The following is a 16,948-nucleotide window of genomic DNA, read 5'->3' as shown; positions in this document are numbered from 1 at the left end:
TAAGCGTCATGCTGCAGGAAACCACTAACGTCCCCGCCGCCGGCGGCGGCAATGCCGCTGCGCTCCAGCAGATGGGCTTCGCGGACATGGTCCAACACATGGATGCCGTCGGCTGGGTGGTGCTCATCACCCTCCTGATCATGTCGGCCATGTCGATCTACTGGATCATCTTCAACGCCATCAAGCACATGCGCCTGCGCGGAAGCGCCGACCGCGTGATCACCACGTTCTGGGAAACCCAGAATGCGCAGGACGCGATCCGCGCGATGGAAGAAGAGTCCAGGAGCGAGCCCTTCTCGAAGGTCGCCCTTGATGCCGCCCAGGCGGCCGCGCACCACCAGCGCCACGAAGGTTCGCGCCTGGTCGAGTCGCTCAACCGCTCCGAGTTCGTCGACCGCGCGCTGCGCCAAGGCGTGACCCGCGAGTCGCTGAAGCTCGAGGCCGGCCTGACCGTGCTCGCCACCGTCGGTTCGACCGCGCCGTTCGTCGGCCTGCTCGGTACCGTGTGGGGCATCTACCGCGCCCTGATCCGCATCGGCGCCAGCGGCCAGGCCGACATCGGCGCGGTGGCTGGTCCGGTCGGCGAGGCGCTGATCATGACCGCGATCGGTCTTGGCGTCGCGATCCCGGCGGTGCTCGGCTACAACTTCTTCGTCCGCCTCAACCGCGGCCTGAACTACAAGCTCGACACCTTCGCCCACGACCTGCACGACTTCTTCGCCACCGGTTCGCGCGTCGGCGAGCAGAAGCGCTGATCGCGCAAGGCCTTACGGAGAACCGACATGGCTTACACATCAAGCGGTAGCGGCCATGACAAGGTCAACGCCACGATCAACATCGTGCCGCTGGTCGACGTGATGCTGGTGCTGTTGATCATCTTCATGGTCACGGCACCGCTGATGGCCCACAAGGTCAAGGTCGAGCTTCCGCAGGCCAACCTGGACGAGCGTCCCGAGACCGCGCCGGCAGCGATGCCGATCACGGTCGCGGTGACCGACAATGGCGAGGTGTTCCTCAACGACCAGCCGGTCACGCTCCAGCTCCTGGAGAGTTCGCTGGCGGTCGAGGCACAGAAGACACCGCAGCCGGCGGTCAACGTCCGCGCCGACAAGACCACGAAGTACGGGATGGTGAAGGAAGTCGTCGACCTCGCGCAGAAATCTGGCATGCGCAAGGTGGGCTTCGTCGCCACCCGTGAGAGCAACTGACCCGGAGTTAGCAGCATGGCTTTTTCTTCCAACGCCGGCGAAGGCCCGATGGCCGACATCAACATCATTCCGCTCTGCGACGTGATGCTGGTGCTGCTCATCATCTTCATGGTCACCGCGCCGCAGCTGTCGTATCCGATCGACATCGACCTGCCGCAGCGGTCCGTCAATCGTCCGGACAACCCGGTCGAGCCGCCGGAGCCGATCAAGCTCCGGATCGACGGCGGCGGCCAGGTCTTCTGGAACGACAGTCCGGTGCCGGTCACGGCGCTGCGCAGCATGATGGAGAGCGAGGTCCAGCGTGACCCCGCGAACCAGCCGACGCTGCAGCTCGACGTGAACGAAAGCGCGGACTACGGCGTGCTGACCAAGGTCCTCGCCGAAGCCAAGAACGCGCAGATGATGAAGATCGGTTTCGTCAAGAACTGAGTACCGCACGATCCGCCCGGCGTCGCCTGCAGCGCGCCGGACCGGACATCACGCTTGCTTTCTTGCGCCGCCCCCAAAGGGCGGCGTTTTTTTGTGTGTGGGAAAAGCAGAAAGCTTCTTTGGCCCCGGATTTGCGCGGATAAGAGCGCATCAAGCGGAGAGCAAAGAGAAGAAAGTTGAAGGTAGAAGCAGAAAGCAGAAAGCAGAGAGCAGAGAGCAGAGAGCAGACGACGATGGTAGAAGGCGAGGAGCAGGGAGCCGGGGGGCCGGAAGCGAGAAGCTACGGCGGAGTAGAAATGGATCGGTGGGTGAGGGCTAAGGAGATAAGAGCGAAGAGCCTTTTTGGCCACGGATTTGCGCGGATGACGCGGATCTTGTCGCGGCAACCTGCCGGATCTTCGGGATGACGGAACGTCACCGGCCCCGCGGAAGCTGGCTCTCGTTTACGCCTTTGCCCTATCCGCTTGATCCGCTCTTATCCGCGCAAATCCGTGGCCAAGAAAGCTCTTCCCGCCGTTCGACGCGCCCGGACTACATCAGCGCGAGGTAGCGGGAGACGGTGATGGCCAGGCCTTCGTAGAGGGCTTCGCTGATGAGGGCGTGGCCGATCGAGACTTCTTCGATGCCGGTGACCGCGGCGAGGAAATCGCGGAGGTTGTCCTGGCTGAGGTCGTGGCCGGCATTCACCCCGAGGCTTACGGCCTGCGCGCGGCGTGCGGTGTCGGCACATGCGGCAAGCGCCGCGGCGGCGTTGCCGGTCGCGTGTGCGTCGGCGAAGGGGCCGGTGTAGATCTCGATGCGGTCGGCACCGGTGGTGGCGGCAGCTTCGACGGCGCTGCCGGCGTCGGCGAACAGGCTGACGCGGCAGCCCAGCGCCTTGAGTTCGGCCACCAGGGGCGCAAGGCGGGTGCCGTCGCGGGCGAAGTCGAAGCCGTGGTCGGAGGTGATCTGGCCGTCGTCGTCTGGCACCAGGGTGGCCTGCGCCGGACGTGCCTCGCGGCACAGGGCGATGAAGCCCGGATAGCCCGGGCGTGGCGGGGCGAAGGGATTGCCCTCGAGATTCAGCTCGATGCCGCGCTCGACGGCGAGCGCCGCCAGCGCCATCACGTCGTCCGCGCGTGCGTGGCGGGCGTCGGGGCGCGGGTGCAGGGTGAGGCCGTGGGCGCCGGCATCCAGGCAGGTGCGCGCGGCGCGCAGCACGTCGGGCTCGGCGCCGCCGCGCGAATTGCGCAGCACCGCGATCTTGTTGAGGTTGACGCTGAGGCGGGTCATGGCCGGCAGGATACGCTGCCGTCCACCGCGGTTCAGGACTGCGGCGTCTCGGCACCTGCGTTCGCGGCGCCGCCGGCGCGGCGGGCGTCAGCCTGGTCGCGCAGCCGCTTGAGCTCCACGGGGTCGAGCATCATGGAATCGTCCCGCGCCTGGTTGCCCACGCGCTGCGCCAGCAGGCCAAGCACCCAGGCCACGGTGGCGGCCAGCGCAACCAACAGGCAGACGACGGCCAGTGCCATCGAAGAGGAATTCAGCGCCACCGCGAACGCGGCCACGGCCAGCAGCAGGAACAACCAGGGCATCGCACGCCTCCGCGGGAACCGGGAATCGAAGTCTAGCCCGGGGCAGCGCCCGCCTGCGCATCCGCCCGGCGGCGGCAGCGTGCCGCCGGTCGCAATTCCGCGGGCTGCATCGCTACAGGAGCGGGGACATCAGCCGTGCCAGCGCCTCGGGCAGGCGCGCACGCAGCAGCCCGCGGTGGCGCCCCTGCTGCACGCGCGGTGCATGCGCGAACTCGCCCTCGATGAGCGCCGCGAGCTCCGCAGCAAGGCCCGGATCGTCGAACAGCACCGAGACCTCGAAGTTGAGCCGGAAGCTGCGGTGGTCGAAGTTGGCGCTGCCGATCAGCACCAGTGCGTCGTCGACCAGCAGCGACTTGCTGTGCAGCATCCGCGGGCCGTATTCGTGGATCTTCACCCCGGCCACCAGCAGCGGGCCGAAATAGGAGCGGGCGGCGAGGGTGACGAGCTTCGAGTCGCTCTCGCGCGGCACCAGCAGGCGCACGTCGAGGCCCGCGAGCGCCGCCGAGCTCAGGGCCATCAGCGCGGCCTCGCCGGGCACGAAGTAGGGCGTGGTCATCCACACGCGGGTCTTGGCCGCCTGGATCGCGGAGACGTGCATGCGGTGGATCGCCTCCCAGGGCGAGTCCGGCCCCGACACCAGAACCTGCGTGCGCACGGGGCCAGGCGCGGCCTCGCGTGGCGTGTCGGTGGCGACGCTGGAGAGGAAATCGCGGTCGCCGGTGGCATAGGCCCAGTCCTCGCAGAACACCAGCTGCAGGGTGCGCACGACTTCGCCTTCCAGGCGCAGGTGCAGATCGCGGTAGGCGGCGTCGCCCAGGCGTTCGTCCTGCGCGTCGGTGACGTTCATGCCGCCGGTGTAGGCAACGCGGCCGTCGATCACCACGATCTTGCGGTGCGTGCGCAGGTTCGCCCACGGCCGGCGCCAGACGTGCCCCAGGCGCATCGGATGGAACCACGCCACGTCGCCGCCGGCGTCGAGCAGGGGCTGGAAGAAGCGTCGCGAACGCGCCGAGCCGATCGCGTCCACCAGCAGCCGCACGTGGACGCCGGCGCGGGCACGCTCGGCCAGGGCGTCGCGCAGCGCGGTGCCGGTGCGGTCGGGCTCGTAGATGTAGTACTCCAGGTGCACGTGCTTCGACGCCTTGGCGATGTCGGCCAGCAGCGCCTGGTACTTGGCGGCGCCGTCGACCAGCAGACGCACATTGCGCGCGCTCGAGGGCGCCAGGCCGGTGGTCGCCTGGCCCAGGCGCGCGAGCTCGGCGGCATCGGCGTGGGCGGCATCGGCGAAGAAGTCCTCGGGTGGCAGCGTCTCGCGGCTGCGCGCCCGGCGCAGGCGCTGGCGCTTGATCCGCTGCGGCCCCAGCACGTGGTAGATGAAGAAGCCCAGGTAGGGCAGCAGCGCCAGGCCCAGCAGCCAGCTCAGCGTAGCGACCGGCTCGCGCTTCTGCAGGATGATCCAGCCGCCCAGCAGCAGCAGGTAGGCGGCCCAGGCCGCAAGCAGCCAGGTCCCCAAGCGGGGGATCGACAGCAGGCCTTGCCAGGCGTGGTGCAATGCGTCCAGAGCGTTCCCCCGTCGCAGAAGCTGCGACACCGTGGCCGTAGGCTAGCCCGATGCGCGACGACGGCAAAGCGAGGCTTGCGGCCCAGGGTCCCTTGAAGGGGCGCGGGGCGGGCTCGCGGGTGGCCGGACGCTTCGACCAGCGCAGTGCCAGCCGCGAAGACGACGGCTGGGGCTCGGGCCACGATTTCAACGACGCCAGCGGCGAAGCGCTCGAGCCCGGACCCGATACGGTGGTGACCACCGAACGCGCGCGCAGCATCATCAGCCGCAACCAGTCGCCGGACATCGGCTTCAGCCAGTCGGTCAATCCCTACCGCGGCTGCGAGCACGGCTGTGTGTACTGCTTCGCCCGCCCCAGCCATGCCTACCTGGACCTGTCGCCGGGCCTGGACTTCGAAACCCGGCTGTTCGCCAAGACCAATGCCGCGGAGCTGCTGCGCGCCGAGCTTGCCCGGCCGCGCTACCGGTGTTCGCCAATTGCCCTGGGCGTGAATACCGACGCCTACCAGCCGCTCGAGCGGCGCCAGCGCATCACCCGCGAGCTGCTCGAAGTGCTCGCCGAAACGCGCCACCCCGTGCACCTGATCACCAAGAACGCGCTGGTGCTGCGCGACCTCGACCTGCTCGCGCCGATGGCCCGCCAGAACCTCGTACAGGTCTCGCTGTCGGTGACCACGCTCGACAACCGCCTCGCCGCACGGATGGAACCGCGGGCATCGGCGCCGCATGCGCGGCTGAAGGCGATCGCCGGCCTGCATGCCGCCGGCGTGCCGGCGAGCGTGATGGTGGCGCCGGTGATCCCGGCCATCACCGACGGCGAGCTCGAGGCCATTCTCCTGGCCGCGCGCGAGGCGGGCGCCAGTGCGGCCTCCTACGTGCTGCTGCGCCTGCCGCATGAGCTCAAGGAGATCTGGCGCGAGTGGCTGGACCAGCACTACCCCGAGCGCGCCGCGCACGTGATGAGCCTGGTCGCGCAGATGCGCGGCGGCCGCGACTATGACAGTGCCTTCGGCTCGCGCATGAAGGGCGAGGGGCCATTCGCGCAGCTGCTCGCGGCGCGCTTCGCACGTGCGCATCGACAGCTGGGATTCATGCCGCAGCCGGCCCTGGACTGCAGCCGGTTCGTGCCGCCCCGCGCTGACGCGGCTTCGCCGCAGGGCAGCCTGTTCCATCCCCCGATGCCCTAACGCCGCCGCTACGCCGTCGTGGTGTACGGTCTCGCGATGAAAGAGGATCTGAGCCGCGGACTGCCCCCCCCGGGAGGGGTCGCGGCGGAACTACACCGTGCAGCACGCCGCGCCGGGATGCCGGCCGTCGATGTGGGCGCCCGGCTCCAGGAATGCGAAGCCGAGCTCGCCCGCGTGCTGCAGGACCAGACCCTCGTGTCCTACGGCATCGCCCACGACCTGCGTGCGCCGCTGCGCGCGATCGAGGGCTTCGCGACCATGCTCGACGCCCATGCCGGCGAAGCGCTCGATGCCACGGGTCGCGATTACCTGGCGCGGATCCGTGCCGCCGCCACGCGCATGGCCGGGCTGATCGATGGCCTGCAGGCCCTGTCACGCGCCTCGCACGACCACCTCGAGATCGCCGATCTCGACGCCAGCTTGCTGGCCGACTGGGCGCTGGTGGAGCTGTGCGACGCCGAGCCCGGCCGCAAGGTGGAGGCCACGGTGCAGCCGGACATCCGCGTGCGCGCCGACGAGCGCCAGCTCAAGCAGCTGTTCGACCACCTGTTGCACAACGCCTGGAAGTTTTCCGCCGGCCGCGACGCCGTGCGGATCGCGGTCGACGCCGAGCGCGATGGCGACATCGTCCGCATCCACGTGCGCGACCAGGGCAGCGGCTTCGACCCGCGCCACGCCGAGCGCGCCTTCGAACCCTTCCAGCGCGTGCACGGTCCCGACGAGGGCGGTGGCCACGGCCTGGGCCTGGCGATCGCCCAGCGCATCGCGGCGCGCCTGGGCGGGCGCATCGGCGTGGACACGGTGGCCGGCGAGGGCAGCGTGTTCCACGTCGAACTGCCGGCGACGGAGGACGGAACGCCCTCATGAGCAACCGCCCGATCCTGCTGGTCGAGGACAACCCCGACGACGTCGAGCTCACCCGCATCGCCTTCGCCCAGGCCAAGATCGCCAACCCGCTGCACGTGGTGGGCAACGGTGCCGAAGCGCTGGACTACCTGTTCGGCCGCGGCGACTACGCCGATCGCCCACGCCACGAGCAACCGTCGCTGGTGCTGCTCGATCTCAACATGCCCCGCATGGACGGCCGCGAAGTGCTGCAGGCGATCCGCGCCGACGCAAGCACGCGCAGCCTGCCGGTGGTGGTGATGACCACCAGCACCGAACCCTTCGACGTCGAGGCCTGCTACTCGCTGGGCGCCAACAGCTATATCCGCAAGCCGGTGGATTTCAGCCAGTTCATGTGGGCGGTGAAGCAGGTCGGGATGTACTGGCTGATGCTGAACCACCCGCGCGAAGGCTGAGCTCCGGGAGGGGCCAATGTGGGAGCGGCTATAGCCGCGATCGGAAAAGCCGCAGCCACCGATCCACGCCGATGACGGGCAGATTCAAGCGGATTTAGAGCAAAGGGACGAAAAAGCGAAGAGCTTTTTTGGCCACGGATTTGCGCAGGCAAGAGCGGATCTGGCTGTGGCCAGCGCCGGCGGAACGCGCCGCAGGATTTTCTTCAGATGGGCTCTTTGCCAACTGTCGGGCTGGGCTCCGCTCGCCACGTTTGCCTTGGCTTGATCCGCGTTTATCCGCGTAATCCGTGGCAAAGGCTTTTAAAGCCTTTCGCGGCTGTAGCCGCTCCCACAAAAGCAGGCGTCAGGTGGCGGGGAACAGGGTTTCGGCGCGGTGGAACAGGATCCAGCTGGTGGCGATGAACTTGTCGCCGCCTTCGGGGCGGTTGCCGCGGTGGGTGTGGGTGAAGGCGGTCGGGGCGATCAGCAGGTCGCCCACGCGCGGCTTGATCTTGCGCTGCTGGAACATGAACTCGGTTTCGCCGGCCTCGAAGCCGTCGTTGAGGTAGACCGTCCACAGCAGGTGGCGGTGCAGTGTCTCGGCCTGCGGGTCGCGCGGGTAGAGCTCGCAGTGCCAGTAGGGATAGCCGCCCTGGCCCGCGGTGTACCACTGCAGGTTCACGCTGCCGGGGCGCAGGCAGGCCATGGCCAGCTGGCCGAGCGCGCGGTCGTCCATGGCGGCGATGTCCTCGGCGTGCAGCCGGCGCAGCGCGCCATCGGTACCAGGCTGCTGCAGCATGAGCGGCGCGATCAGCACCTGCGGCCAGCGGCGGATGTAGGCGAGCAGGCCCCGGTACACGGCCACGTTCAGTGCCTGCTCGACGTCGGCCCAGTCGGCGCGGCCGGCCAGGGCGATGTCGCGGCTGTTCTTCAGCTCGGGGAACACGCCGCTGCCCACGCGGCCGGGCTGCAGCGCATCGCTCGCGCGCATGCGCTCGACAATGGCGGCGCAGGTCGCGGCGTCAAGCGCGCCCGGCGTGACTTCGATGAAATCTGCGGTGGCGCTTTGGGTCATCGTGGGAGGCTCTGCTGGCAGTGGGGGTTGAAGAGCGGCTTTTGCCACGGATTGACGCGGATAAACGCGGATCTGGCTGAGGCGAGTGTTGGGGCGTGCGCTGTAGGGGTTCTTTTCTCAAATGGGCTTCTGGCCAAACTGTCGGGGTGGGCTCTGGACTGCAGGCTGGCCTCGGCTCGATCCGCGTTTATCCGCGTAAATCCGTGGCAAAAAAGCTCTTGGGCTTCTGCTTCCTCTGCGTTGATACGCGGGAAAGCTTTTCGCGGCTGTAGCCGCTCCCACAGCCAGTCGACCAGGCAGTCGGCGGTCAGTGGGCGTCGTGGTCGCGGTGGTAGCGGGTGGCGGCTTCGACTTCGGACTTCGAGCCGAGGAAGACGGGGACGCGCTGGTGCAGCTGCGTGGGCGCGATGTCCATGATGCGGTCGCGGCCGTTGGTGGCGGCGCCGCCGGCCTGCTCGACCAGGAAGGACATCGGGTTGGCCTCGTACATCAGGCGCAGCTTGCCGGGCTTGGACGGATCCTTGCGGTCCCAGGGATAGATGAAGATGCCGCCGCGGGTCAGGATGCGGTGCACGTCGGCCACCATCGAGGCGACCCAGCGCATGTTGAAGTCCTTGCCGCGCGGGCCTTCCTTGCCGGCCAGCAGGTCGCGCACGTAGTCCTGCATCGGCGCCTCCCAGTGGCGCTGGTTGGACATGTTGATCGCGAATTCCTTCGTCTCTTCCGGAATGCGGATCGCCTCGCGCGTCAGCACGAACATGCCCTGCTCGCGGTCGAGGGTGAAGGCGTGGGTGCCGTGGCCGAAGGTCAGCACCAGCGTGGTCTGTGGGCCGTAGACGCAGTAGCCGGCGGCGACCTGGGCGCTGCCCGGCTGCAGGAAGTCCTCGTCGCAGGCCGCGTTCGTGCCCTCGGGGCAGCGCAGCACCGAGAAGATGGTGCCCACGGACACGTTGACGTCGATGTTGCTGGAGCCGTCCAGGGGATCGAACAGCAACAGGTAGTTGCCGCGCGGGTAGGCGTCGGGGATCGGGAAGCAGTGCTCCATCTCTTCCGAGGCGCAGGCCGCGAGGTGCCCGCCCCAGGCATTGGCCTCGAGCAGGATCTCGTTGCTGAGCACGTCGAGCTTCTTCTGCGCCTCGCCCTGCACGTTGCCGGTGCCGGCATCGCCCAGCACGCCGCCAAGCGCGCCCTTGCCGACCGCGATCGAGATGCTGGTGCAGGCGCGCGCGACCACTGCGATCAGCTGGCGCAGGTCGGCGTTGATGCGGCCGGCGCGCTGCTCCTCGATCAGGTGGCGGGTGAGGGAGACGTGGCTGGACATCGCGGACCTGTGAGGGTGGGAGACGCCGTCATTGTCGCCCAAGGGGCGGGGCGATGCAGGGGCCTGCTCGACTACACCGCGCGTCAGCGGCGGTCGAACTGCCACTCCAGGCCGAGCAGCCAGCCGCGTCCGGCGCCGGGCTCGTAGAAGCGCCCGTTGCCCTCGTTCACGATCACCGAGCCGACGTGCTCGCGGTCGAGCAGGTTGTCGATGCGCGCGAACACGCGCACGGGGCCGGCCGAGGTGGCCCAGCGCCGCGACGCCTCGACGTGCAGCAGGCCATAGCCGGGTGCCGAGCCGGTGCCGGCATCGTTGACCATCACATCGCCCATGGCTTCGGCCTCGAACGCCGCGCTCCAGGGGCCGCCGTGCCACTGCAGGCGGGTGAAGGCGTGGCGTTCGGGCACGCCGGGGATGCGGCCGGCGATGTTGGTGCCGCCGTCGGCCGCCGTACCGCCTCGGAACTCCGCCTCCAGCTGGGTGGCCGCCAGCTGCAGGTCCCAGGCCTCGCCCAGCGGCTGCAGCCACGACAGCTCCACGCCCTGGCGGCGCGCGCTGCCGGCGTTGCGGTAGCTGCTGCGCCCGGCGACGTTGGTCGCGACCGCGATCTCGTCGTCGGTGTCGGCGCGGAACAGGGCTGCCTCGAGCAGGCCGCCGGTGGGCGTGCGCCACTTCAGGCCGAGCTCGTGGTTGTCGCTGACCGCCGGACGCAGGCCGAAGGCGAGGCCGGCGCCGCCGTCGGCGCGGTAGGAGAGTTCGTTGAAGGTCGGGGTCTCGAAGCCGCGGCCGACCGAGGCGTACAGCCGCAGGTGCTCCGACGGCGCGAAGGTGACGCCGGCCACCGGCGAGGTTTTCGAGTACTCCACGCGGCCGCTGTCGTCGGGATTGCCCGCGCTGACGTAGCGGTCGTTCGAGGTGAACGTGACCTCGCTGTGGCGCGCGCCGAGCAGCAGCGACCAGCGCGGCGCAACCTGCCACCAGGCCTGCGCATAGAGGTCCTCGGTCTCGACTTCGTTGCGTTCGTCGCGGCGCAGCGCACCGCGCACGCCGAGCGCGTCGCCGACGAAGTTCTCGAAGCCCCGGCGCCGCTGACGCTGGCGTTCGCCGTTGGCGCCCGCGGTCAGCTCCAGCGGACGCGATGCCAGGCTGCCGCTCCACGACCAGCGTGCATCGAAGCCCGCATAGCGGTTGTCGAGATCGATCACGCCGCCCGAATGCAGCGGATTGGCCTGCGGCGCGGGCGGAATCGGCAGCACCTGCATCACCTCGCGGTCGCCGCCCCATGCCGACAGCCGCAGCGCGTGTGCATCGCCCAGCCCGTGCTCATAGACCGCGCCGGCCTGCGACTGGCGCACGCTCTTGCGGGTGTCGTAGATGTAGGCGTTGGCGACGGCCTGGCGCGGGTCCTCGCGCATCTGCGCCGCAGTGAGGCCGAGCGGATCACGCGCCTCGGGAATATCGACGTGGTTGAGCACCAGGCTCAGCTTGCGGCGATCACCCAGGTCGAACCCGAGCTTGAGGTTGGCGACGTCCCGCCGCGCGGCGGAATGGTCGCGCCAGCCGTCGGTGTCCAGGCGCGAGAACGCGAAGTTGTAGCCGACGATGTCGTTGCCGCCGAGCAGCCGCGCAGCACCCGTCCAGGTGCCGTCGCTGCCGACCGTGGCCCGCAGCCGCCAGGGATCACCGGCCTGGCCATCGGCGCTGTGGATCGAAACCACGCCGCCCGACGAATTGCCGTGGAGCGCAGAGAACGGACCGCGCAGGACTTCCACGCGATCCGCGCCCGCGATGCTGAAGTGCGAGAGCTGGCCCTGCCCGTCGGGCATCGACGCGGGAATGCCGTCTGCATACAGGCGCAGGCCACGCACGCCGAAGGTCGCGCGCGCACCGAAGCCGCGAATCGAGAGCTGCGTGTCCTGTGCGAGGTTCTGGCGATCGCGCGCCAGCAGCCCGGGAATGCCGCGAAGCACTTCGGAGACATCGGCGTCGGCGTTGGCGCGCTCACCCGAGAGGTCGATGGTGGCGGTGGATGCGGGCGTTTCAAAAGCCGGGACGGTGCGCAGCCGGGTGGCTTCGACGATGACTGGATCGAGGGTGGTGGCTGCAACGGCGGCGGTGGTCGGCGTGGCGGCTGAAGGCGCCGTCGCGGGCGCGCTGCTGGCAGTGTCGACGACTGCGGCGGCGGGCGTTGGATTGCTCTGAACGGATGGCGCCGCATGTGCGGCAGCCGGGACGGCGAAGGCCAGGACGAGCGCCCGGGCGAGAAGGGAACGCGGGGGAATTGTCATCCCGGTATTGTCGCCCGCGTGGCGTGCTGCAAGTGTGTGCAGGGCGGCTTTGGGGCGGAACACTGTGGAGCGGATGCGCTGTCGCGATGTCGTGCCGTTTGCGCACACGACGGCAGTGAATGCGGGAATCTGGCCTGCGGGAGTACGCGAAGCGGTAAGCCGGAAGCGGAAGACAGGGAGCGGGCTACGGACTGCGATAGCGATGGCGATCGCGCTGAGATCGCGACGCGAGGCCGCTGCCGGTGCCGCGCTGCAGCGGCACCCTGGGGCGCGCGTCGCGATGCTGCTCAGACGTCGCCGTCGGTGGACCAGCCTTCGCCCGTGCCGCGATGGTGCACGACGTCCGACTCCAGCACCGTGCCGGCGGGCACCGAATCGTGCTCCGCCAGGCGCGCGTAGATCGGAGTGAAGTCGGGATCGGTCGCCGCCATCAGCTGGTCGAAGCTGTCGATGACGAAGTAGGTCTTCTGGTAGGTGTCGATGCGGTAGCGCGTGCGCATGATGCGCTCGAGGTCGAAGCCGATGCGGTTGGGCGCCGCCGACTCCAGCGCATGCACCGATTCGCCGCTGGAGGACACGATCCCGCTGCCGTAGATCCGCAGCCCGCCGGCCTCCCGGATCAGCCCGAATTCCACCGTGTACCAGTACAGGCGCGTCAGGTTCTGCAGCGCATCGGCACCGATCGCGTGCGCCTTCACCCCGCCGCGCCCGTAGGCCGCCATGTAGTCGGCGAACACCGGGTTCATCAGCAGCGGCACGTGGCCGAACAGGTCGTGGAAAAGGTCTGGCTCCTCGATGTAGTCGATCTGGTCCGGACGCCGGATCCACCACGTCACCGGGAAGCGCCGGTTGGCCAGATGCTCGAAGAAATCCAGCTCCGGCAGCAGGCCCTCGACCCCGATCAGGCGCCAGCCCGTGGCGGGCTCCAGCACGCGGTTGAGGTCGTCGTACCGGGGGATGCGATCGGGCGTCATGCCCATCGCGTCCTGAGCCTCCAGGAAGGCGCTGCTGGCGCGTCCGACCAGCAGCGTGCGCTGGCGCTCGAAGAGCGTGGCCCAGGTGGCGTGGTCCTCGCTGGTGTAACCGGCCCAGTTCTGGTCGACCACGCCCGTGGCGTAGACCGGCACCTTGCCCTTGTCGGTGTGCAGGTTCTCGACCCGGCGGGGCTGGATGGGGGCTTGGGCGGACATCGGCGGCTCCGGCTTGGATGAAGTGCAGCTTCGTGCGTATGGAAGCGGTGAACCATCGACTCTAGCGCGGGCGCGGCGCAATATGGTTGCGCTTGTTGCGCCATATGGCCGTGTGCGAGCAATAATCTTGCGACACCATTGGAGTCATGCTGCATGCCTGCAAACGAGAGCCTGGACCGCATCGACATCCAGCTGCTGGCCGAACTCCAGCGCCACGGCCGCCTGAGCAACGCCGAACTCGCCGAGCGCGTGCACCTCTCGCCCTCGGCCTGCCTGCGACGCGTGCAGCGCCTGGAGCGCAGCGGCGTGATCGCCGGCTACCGCGTCGAAGTGGATCCCGAACGCCTGGGCCTGGGCCTGACCGCCTTCGTCCGCATCCGCCTCAACCACCACGACGCCGCTGCCGTCGCAGACTTCGCGCGCGGCGTGAACGAATGGGATGAAGTCGTCACCTGCCACGCACTGACCGGCGACATGGACTACCTGCTGCAGGTGGTGGTGACCGACCTCGAACACTTCTCCCGCTTCCTGTTGGACCGCGTACTGGCCCGGCCCGGCGTGGGCGACGTGAACTCGAGCTTCGTGCTGCGGACGGTCAAGGCGATGCGCGGCTTGCCGCTGCCTGCGGCATGAGGCGGGCCATGCGTGGGCCTGCCGCCGCCCGCCGCGTAAAGCGCCACCGCGCCCGGCGGCGAAGCCCGGAGCAGGGCGTCCGGGGCCGGTCTACTCCCGGTCGAGTGGACTGAGCACCCCGCCGGCCCCGCGGCCAAGCACATGGGTGTAGATCTGCGTCGTGGCCACGTCCTTGTGTCCCAGCAACTCCTGCACCGTGCGGATGTCGTGGCCCGACTCCAGCAGGTGCGTCGCGAAGGAATGACGCAGCGTGTGGCAGGTGGCCGGCTTGTCGATGCCCGCCGCCACCCGCGCCGCCTTGACCGCGCGCTGCAGCACCGCCTCGTCGACGTGATGCCGCCGCCGCGTTCCGCTGCGCGGATCCACCGACAGCTGCCGCGCCGGGAATACCCACTGCCATCCAAACTCGCGCGCCGCCGTCGGATACTTGCGCGACAGCGCGTGCGGCAGCCACGCCTCCCCAAAGCCGAGCTGCATGTCGCGCGCGTGCAGCACGCGCGCCCGCTCGACCTGCGCCTTCAGCGCCGCTTCCACCGTGCGCGGCAGCGGCACCCGCCGATCCTTTCCGCCCTTGCCATTGCGCACGATGATTTCCCGGCGCCCGAAGTCCACATCCTTGGTCCGCAGCCGCACCGATTCCATCAAGCGCATGCCCGCGCCGTAGAGCAGGGAGGCCATCAAGCCGACCTGACCATCCATCTGCGACAGCAACGCCCGCACCTCCACATGCGTGAGCACGACCGGCAGCCGCTTCGGCCGCTTCGCCCGCGTGACCGACCCGACCCACGGCAGCTCGAGGCCGAGCACCTCCTTGTAGAGGAACAGCAAGGCCGACAGCGCCTGGTTCTGCGTGCTTGCCGCGACGTTGTCCTGCACCGCGAGCGACGAGAGGAAGGCCTCAACCTCCGCAAGCCCCAGGTCCCGCGGATGGCGACGCCCGTTGGCGAGGATGAAGCGCCGCGCCCAGCCGACGTACGCGCGTTCGGTGCGGATGCTGTAGTGCTTTGTCCGACAGCGAATGCGGACCTGGTCGAGCAGGCGGGGTGGTTGGGGAGAGGCGTCACCCCCACTCTCGACGCCATCGGGCTGCGCGTTTACCGCCTCATTCTTGACCCGGTATGGCATACCGCCTCGTCCATGAGGTATTTGTCGGAAGCATTACCGCTGCGCAGCAATGTGCGAAGGCCGTAAGGACGTGATTTCAGGTGGGATTCTTCCGATGCGGGCGTCGGAAGTCGGGGATAAGGGAACCTGCTACATTCCGTTTTTGAGATCTACTTAGTGTTAGGCGGCAATGTCACGATTGATGCTGTCCAAACTAGCAGTCGGATTCGGAGCCTTGCTGCTACTGGTTGCAGCCGTGCTTCTCACCAACGGCTACTTCTGTACTTTCAATAAGGCCTCATGCGGCATGGTAGAGCCATTTCTTGCTCTGCCAGTGACGTTGCTAGGCGCCTTTCTTGTTCTTGGAGGTTTCCTTGGCATCCGGCGAAGCTAACCAGACGGCATCTGCTCGGAACCGTTTCGGCGTCCATTGCCATGGATCCTGCAATGACGCAGAGTTGCCGCCTAACAATTAATTCAGGCCGACGCCGCTTCGCGGCGCGGATTAATTCAGGCGTTAGGCCGCTCATCGCGTCAGTTCGGGGAGACTGATCCATGCCGCAAGCTCTGGTTCTGCCAATGGCCGCGCATGTCGCGCTTACGGCATTCCTATACGTGCTGCTCACCGTCGCGCGGGCTCCGGCAGTGTGGGGCTTGTGGCGCCAGGCGGACGGGAGCAACCCGTGGTCCGCCATCGAGCCGCGGATCAGCGCCAATCTGTCCAACCAGTTCGAGTGGCCGCTGTTCTTCCACGTCGCCTGTCTCTTCTTCTTGTATTTCCAGGCTACCCAGACAGGTGTCGCCCTCGCTTGGATTTTCGTTGGTGGCCGCATCCTTCATAGCGCCGTGCAGATTCTTACCAGCAACGTCCGGCTCAGAGGGCTCGTCTTCACCGTCAACTTTCTGGCAGTGCTCGGCTTGTGGTACCTCTTGGTCGCGGCTTCGGGTACGGCAGCCGCGGCCTAACAATTCATTCAAGCCGAAACCGCTTCGCGGTTCGGCTTAATTCAGGTGTTAGGCTGCTATGGATCCCTTGTCGCGCATCGAGTTCTCAGTTCGCTATCGGCTCGGAGAGTATCTGCATTTCGTAACGGAGCACGCCTTCGATACAGATGATGCCTTACGCACGCTGAGCGGAGTAAGACGGCACTTGGCGCGCATTACGCTTCAGTGTGTTGCAACAATCGGCTTCGTGTACAAATCGTCTCGTGTCGGCCGATGCGACTTCACTATCGACGCTACGGGTGTGAGCAGACGCACCAAGGGCGGACCAGGCTCTGTTGTTTGGTCCAGGTGAAGGCAGTCCACACTTACAGCCGTGGCTTTCTTATTGAGCTCGAGAGTGGCGCTATGCCCATACCTTTCCGCGTACTCTCGCCCGAACAGCAAGCCCAATTTCGTCTACTGGCAGCGGACCAACTTCTTGCGGGGCCGCAGCCTAACAATTCATTCAAGCCGACGCCGCTTCGCGGCGCGGCTTAATTCAGGCGTTAGGCCTAAAGGGGTCGTTATATGAGGTTCCTAAGAGCATTAGTTGTTGTTGCCATGCTGCTGGCGGGCTGTGCGGATGGTTCTGCTGTTGAAGCAGCGTCTGCGGATGATCTCGCCGGCACGTACGTAAGACGGGATTCAGATACGAACATTTACTTGCTGCTTGTCAGTGATGGGCGCGGCGCAACAATCGCCGAGCAGCGCACCGGCGAATGGACGATGCTGATGACATTTGACTGGAGCCTTGAAGGAGATAAGTTTCTTCAGACGCAAGTTGGTTGGACTACGGACGGAGAGAAGTTCTACCAGTCTCATGACGACAGCACTCCGTACAGACGCGACGGTCACGCTTTTGCAACCCGCATCAAAAAGACCGGAGAATGGGTTCGATGGGAGCCCACAGAGACTGATATCTTTGAGAAAGCAAGCAAGGCGATCTCTGTCAAGTTTCCATCTCAGCAATAGTCGCTATTAGGCCTAACAATTCATTCAAGCCGACGCCGCTTCGCGGCGCGGCTTAATTCAGGCGTTAGGCACCGCTATGGCCGCTTTCGTACGTCGTGCTAGTCCAGAAGATGTCGAGAAGATATCTTCGATCCATCGCGAG

17 protein-coding genes are annotated in these 16,948 nt (G+C 67.4%); 9 read left to right on the top strand and 8 right to left on the bottom strand.

Going from position 1 to position 16,948, the window contains the following annotated elements:
• Window positions 1–8: 8 nt before the first annotated feature.
• The 3 genes from ACW5F0_RS04795 to ACW5F0_RS04785 are packed head-to-tail and all read left to right on the top strand — an operon-like array spanning window position 9 to window position 1,637.
• Entirely contained in the window at window positions 9–755 is a 747-nt protein-coding gene (locus ACW5F0_RS04795; protein ID WP_456965314.1) for a MotA/TolQ/ExbB proton channel family protein, read from the top strand.
• 27 nt (window positions 756–782) lie between these two features.
• Window positions 783–1,208 carry an ExbD/TolR family protein gene (locus ACW5F0_RS04790; protein ID WP_456965313.1) on the top strand — a complete coding sequence of 142 codons (426 nt, stop codon included), beginning with the start codon at window positions 783–785 and terminating at the stop codon, window positions 1,206–1,208.
• A 15-nt stretch (window positions 1,209–1,223) separates the two neighbouring features.
• Window positions 1,224–1,637, top strand: a complete 414-nt coding sequence (locus ACW5F0_RS04785; protein ID WP_456965312.1) for an ExbD/TolR family protein — start codon at window positions 1,224–1,226, stop codon at window positions 1,635–1,637.
• Between the two features lie 531 nt (window positions 1,638–2,168).
• On the opposite strand, the gene ACW5F0_RS04780 is transcribed toward ACW5F0_RS04785, so the two are convergent.
• The 3 genes from ACW5F0_RS04780 to cls form a co-directional block, all read right to left on the bottom strand.
• Window positions 2,169–2,909, bottom strand: coding sequence for a pyridoxine 5'-phosphate synthase (locus ACW5F0_RS04780; RefSeq protein WP_456999176.1), 741 nt, complete (start codon window positions 2,907–2,909; stop codon window positions 2,169–2,171).
• A gap of 32 nt (window positions 2,910–2,941) precedes the next feature.
• The gene (locus ACW5F0_RS04775; protein WP_456965310.1) at window positions 2,942–3,211 is read right to left on the bottom strand and encodes a hypothetical protein; all 270 of its coding nucleotides are present in this window, start codon (window positions 3,209–3,211) and stop codon (window positions 2,942–2,944) included.
• Window positions 3,212–3,323: 112 nt separating this feature from the next.
• Window positions 3,324–4,802, bottom strand: a complete 1,479-nt coding sequence (gene cls / locus ACW5F0_RS04770; protein WP_456999175.1) for a cardiolipin synthase — start codon at window positions 4,800–4,802, stop codon at window positions 3,324–3,326.
• A 20-nt stretch (window positions 4,803–4,822) separates the two neighbouring features.
• Between cls and ACW5F0_RS04765 the strand changes: the two genes are divergently transcribed.
• The 3 genes from ACW5F0_RS04765 to ACW5F0_RS04755 all read left to right on the top strand — a co-directional run bounded on the left by ACW5F0_RS04765 (window position 4,823) and on the right by ACW5F0_RS04755 (window position 7,260).
• Window positions 4,823–5,959 carry a PA0069 family radical SAM protein gene (locus ACW5F0_RS04765; RefSeq protein ID WP_456999174.1) on the top strand — a complete coding sequence of 379 codons (1,137 nt, stop codon included), beginning with the start codon at window positions 4,823–4,825 and terminating at the stop codon, window positions 5,957–5,959.
• A gap of 117 nt (window positions 5,960–6,076) precedes the next feature.
• A complete protein-coding gene (locus ACW5F0_RS04760; RefSeq protein WP_456999173.1) occupies window positions 6,077–6,826 on the top strand; it encodes a sensor histidine kinase in 750 nt (249 codons plus the stop codon).
• Window positions 6,823–7,260, top strand: a complete 438-nt coding sequence (locus ACW5F0_RS04755; RefSeq protein WP_456999172.1) for a response regulator — start codon at window positions 6,823–6,825, stop codon at window positions 7,258–7,260. Before ACW5F0_RS04760 ends, ACW5F0_RS04755 begins: the two co-directional genes overlap by 4 nt.
• Window positions 7,261–7,603: 343 nt before the next feature.
• On the opposite strand, the gene ACW5F0_RS04750 is transcribed toward ACW5F0_RS04755, so the two are convergent.
• The 4 genes from ACW5F0_RS04750 to phhA all read right to left on the bottom strand — a co-directional run bounded on the left by ACW5F0_RS04750 (window position 7,604) and on the right by phhA (window position 13,113).
• Window positions 7,604–8,314 carry a 2OG-Fe(II) oxygenase gene (locus ACW5F0_RS04750; protein ID WP_456999171.1) on the bottom strand — a complete coding sequence of 237 codons (711 nt, stop codon included), beginning with the start codon at window positions 8,312–8,314 and terminating at the stop codon, window positions 7,604–7,606.
• 307 nt (window positions 8,315–8,621) lie between these two features.
• Window positions 8,622–9,635 carry a class 1 fructose-bisphosphatase gene (locus tag ACW5F0_RS04745; RefSeq protein WP_456965305.1) on the bottom strand — a complete coding sequence of 338 codons (1,014 nt, stop codon included), beginning with the start codon at window positions 9,633–9,635 and terminating at the stop codon, window positions 8,622–8,624.
• An 83-nt stretch (window positions 9,636–9,718) separates the two neighbouring features.
• Window positions 9,719–11,923, bottom strand: a complete 2,205-nt coding sequence (locus ACW5F0_RS04740) for a TonB-dependent receptor family protein (protein ID WP_456999170.1) — start codon at window positions 11,921–11,923, stop codon at window positions 9,719–9,721.
• 287 nt (window positions 11,924–12,210) lie between these two features.
• Entirely contained in the window at window positions 12,211–13,113 is a 903-nt protein-coding gene (gene phhA, locus ACW5F0_RS04735) for a phenylalanine 4-monooxygenase (RefSeq protein ID WP_456999169.1), read from the bottom strand.
• Between the two features lie 153 nt (window positions 13,114–13,266).
• Here phhA and ACW5F0_RS04730 point away from each other — a divergent pair, with 153 nt between their 5' ends.
• Window positions 13,267–13,746 carry an Lrp/AsnC family transcriptional regulator gene (locus ACW5F0_RS04730; RefSeq protein WP_456965302.1) on the top strand — a complete coding sequence of 160 codons (480 nt, stop codon included), beginning with the start codon at window positions 13,267–13,269 and terminating at the stop codon, window positions 13,744–13,746.
• A 90-nt stretch (window positions 13,747–13,836) separates the two neighbouring features.
• Here the strand turns inward: ACW5F0_RS04730 and ACW5F0_RS04725 are convergent, their stop codons facing one another.
• Window positions 13,837–14,871 carry an integron integrase gene (locus tag ACW5F0_RS04725; protein WP_456999168.1) on the bottom strand — a complete coding sequence of 345 codons (1,035 nt, stop codon included), beginning with the start codon at window positions 14,869–14,871 and terminating at the stop codon, window positions 13,837–13,839.
• A 534-nt stretch (window positions 14,872–15,405) separates the two neighbouring features.
• On the opposite strand from ACW5F0_RS04725, the gene ACW5F0_RS04720 reads away from it, so the two are divergent.
• Window positions 15,406–15,816: an MAPEG family protein gene (locus ACW5F0_RS04720; protein ID WP_456999167.1), complete on the top strand. Its 411-nt coding sequence runs from the start codon at window positions 15,406–15,408 to the stop codon at window positions 15,814–15,816.
• Window positions 15,817–16,362: 546 nt separating this feature from the next.
• A complete protein-coding gene (locus ACW5F0_RS04715; RefSeq protein ID WP_456999166.1) occupies window positions 16,363–16,806 on the top strand; it encodes a hypothetical protein in 444 nt (147 codons plus the stop codon).
• The last annotated feature ends 142 nt before the right edge of the window (window positions 16,807–16,948 follow it).

The sequence above is a fragment of the Luteimonas sp. A534 genome, assembly GCF_054072805.1.
This window is presented reverse-complemented; position numbering and strand designations above follow the sequence as displayed.